This window comes from Nocardiopsis listeri (assembly GCF_020741345.1).
GTDB classification, from domain to species: domain Bacteria; phylum Actinomycetota; class Actinomycetes; order Streptosporangiales; family Streptosporangiaceae; genus Nocardiopsis; species Nocardiopsis listeri_A.
In genome coordinates, this window is the sequence record NZ_DYZD01000390.1 from 1 (window position 1) to 2,776 (window position 2,776).

The 2,776-nt window shown below is 69.9% G+C and carries 2 protein-coding genes; both read right to left on the bottom strand.

Features of this window, described 5'->3' with window-relative positions; all coding sequences use genetic code 11:
• The coding region (locus tag K8V84_RS21110) for a response regulator transcription factor (protein WP_304077729.1) at nt 1-467 on the bottom strand (467 nt) is incomplete at its 3' end.
• A gap of 76 nt (nt 468-543) precedes the next feature.
• The gene (gene glpD, locus K8V84_RS21115; protein ID WP_304077732.1) at nt 544-2,277 is read right to left on the bottom strand and encodes a glycerol-3-phosphate dehydrogenase; all 1,734 of its coding nucleotides are present in this window, start codon (nt 2,275-2,277) and stop codon (nt 544-546) included.
• Nucleotides 2,278-2,776: the final 499 nt, after the last annotated feature.

Genomic DNA, 2,776 nt, shown 5'->3' on the forward strand with positions numbered 1-2,776 from the left:
TCGAACTCCTTGCGGGTGAGCTCCACCGGACGACCCTCGCAGGTGACGGCGCGGGTGCTGGTGTCCACCCTGACGGGACCCGCCTCCAGCACGGTGCCCGAGCGTGTGCCGGTGCGACGCAGCACCGCTTCCATTCGGGCGCACAGTTCCTCGATGGCCAGGGGCTTGACCACGTAGTCGTCGGCGCCCGAGCGCAGCCCGAGGACGCGTTCGCGCTGCCGGCCCCGGGCGGTGACCATGATGATGGCGGTGTCCCCGAAGTCCTGGCGTTCACGGAGCGCACGGCACAGGTCGATGCCGTCCATGTCCGGGAGCCCGAGGTCCAGCAGAACGACGTCCGCCGGGGACGCGGCGAGCGCGTCCCCGGCGGTACGAACCTGCACGACCTCGTAGCCGTTCGTCTCGAGCGCCCCGGCGAGCGCGTCGGCGAGCCGGACGTCGTCCTCGACGAGCAGCACCTTGATCATGACCGAGGGTCCTTCGGAGGGGGTGTGTGCGTAACAACGCGGTGGTACGCACCCTAACCGCCCCGTACCGGACCCGTCAGGAACGGCCCCCCGACCGACCGATGTGCACGTCCGGAACGATCTCCGGAGCGCCGAGCTGGACAGCGTCCGCCTCCTGGTCGGTGTCCTGCTCCTGTGCCACCCGCTCGGCCTCGATGCCCTTGCGGTAGAACTCCACCTCGCGTTCCACCTGCTCCTTGGTCCATCCCAGGGGTTCGGCCATCAGCTCGGCCGCCTCCTCCGCGGCGGCGATGCCCCGGTCCCAGGTCTCGAAGGAGATGCGGGTACGGCGGGTCAGGACGTCTTCGAGGTGACGGGCCCCCTCCGCCTGCACCGCGTAGACGACCTCCGCCCTCAGGTAGTCGTCGGAGCCCGCCAGCGGACGGGCCAGGTCCCGGCGCTCCTTGATCAGGTCGAGGAGGTCATGGACCTGGGAACCGAACCGACGCAGCAGGTGCGAGACCCGTGAGACGTGGAGCCCGGAGTCCCGGGCCAGTCGGTGACGCTGGTTGTAAAGGGCCGCGTACCCGTCCGCACCCACCAGGGGCAGCTTGTCGGTGACCGAGTTCGGGACGGCCCCGCCCAGTCCGTGCGCCACCGCGTCCACCGCGTCCTTGGCCATGACCCGGTAGGTGGTGTACTTGCCGCCCGCGATCAGCACCAGGCCCGGCACCGGGTGGGCGACGGTGTGCTCTCGGGACAGCTTGGAGGTCTCGTCTGACTCACCCGACAGCAACGGCCGCAGACCCGCGTAGACGCCCTCGACGTCGTCCCGGCTCAGCGGTGTGCGCAACACCTGGTTGACGTGGTCCAGGACGTAGTCGATGTCGGTGCGGCTGGCCGCGGGATTCTCCTTGTCCAGGTCCCACGGGGTGTCGGTGGTGCCGATGATCCAGTGGCGGCCCCACGGGATCACGAACAGCACGCTCTTCTCGGTCTGCAGGATCATCCCGGAGGAGGCCTGGATACGGTCCCGCGGCACCACCAGGTGCACGCCCTTGGAAGCGCTGACGTGGACCTGCCCGCGGCCTCCGACCATCTCCTGGATGTCGTCGGTCCACACACCCGCGGCGTTGACCACCTGCCGGGCCCGGATCCGGACGTTCTCGCCGCTCTCCAGGTCGGCGGCCATCGCCCCGACCACGTGTTCGCCCTCACGCAGGAATTCGACCGCCTGCACCCGGGAGGCGATCCTCGCGCCCAGCCCCGCCGCCGTGCGTAGGACGGTGGTGACGAAACGGGCGTCGTCGACCTGGCAGTCCCAGTACTGGATCGCTCCGGCCAGGGCGCTGCGTTTGAGCGCCGGGAACACCTTCATCGCGCCGGACCTGGTCAGGTGGCGGTGCGAGGGCAGCCCCCGGTTGTTGCGGGAGCTCATCGCGAGGGCGTCGTAGAGGGTGACGCCCGCGCCGATGTAGAACCGCTCCCAGTGGTGCTGGAACGGGAAAAGGAACGGCACCGGACGCACCAGGTGCGGCGCGATGGTGGTGAGCAACAGGCCACGTTCCTGGAGTGCCTCACGAACCAGCTCGAAGTCGAGTTGTTCCAGGTAACGCAGGCCGCCGTGAATGAGTTTGCTGGACCTGCTGGAGGTACCGGAAGCGTAGTCGCGCGCCTCGATCAGCCCCGTGGAAAGTCCGCGTGAGACCGCGTCCAGGGCGATTCCCGCCCCCACGATCCCGCCTCCGACAACGAGGACGTCGAGCTCCTCGTCCGCCATGGATGCCAGCGCCGCGGTGCGGCTCTCAGGTCCCAGCCAGGTGGTCGCCATTGGTCGTCCTCCGTATCGATGGGTCTTCCTCCCAGGCGCATACCCGCCCGAAGCCCCGTCCATCGGGCCGATCGGTGTGGCGACCGACCGGTGGGGCCTCAGGCTAACCGCCCGGCCCGCCCCACTCGCGACGCCACACGGATGACCAGGGCACCGACGGCCGAGGCCGGCTTCGTGGAGCGCCGGCGCTACGAGACCCACCGCAACAGCCGGTTCGTCGTCCTCACCGACCAGGGCCGCGAGGTCCTCCCGCGCAGGCGGTCCACACGTGGCGAGCATGCGCGAGAACCTCCTGGATCCGCTCACCCCCGGATGGTGTGCCAACTCCCGGACATCAGCCGCGCCTTGCTCACCCGGCCCACCTTGGTCAGTCCTTTGGCAGGCGGAGCCCCGGGCCTCGGCCCTGACCTGGGGCTGGGGCTGGGGCGGGGTGGAGAGTTCGGGAGCGGGAGCGGAAGCGGAAGCGGGTCTTCGCGTTGTTGGGTGGGGTGGGGGTGGG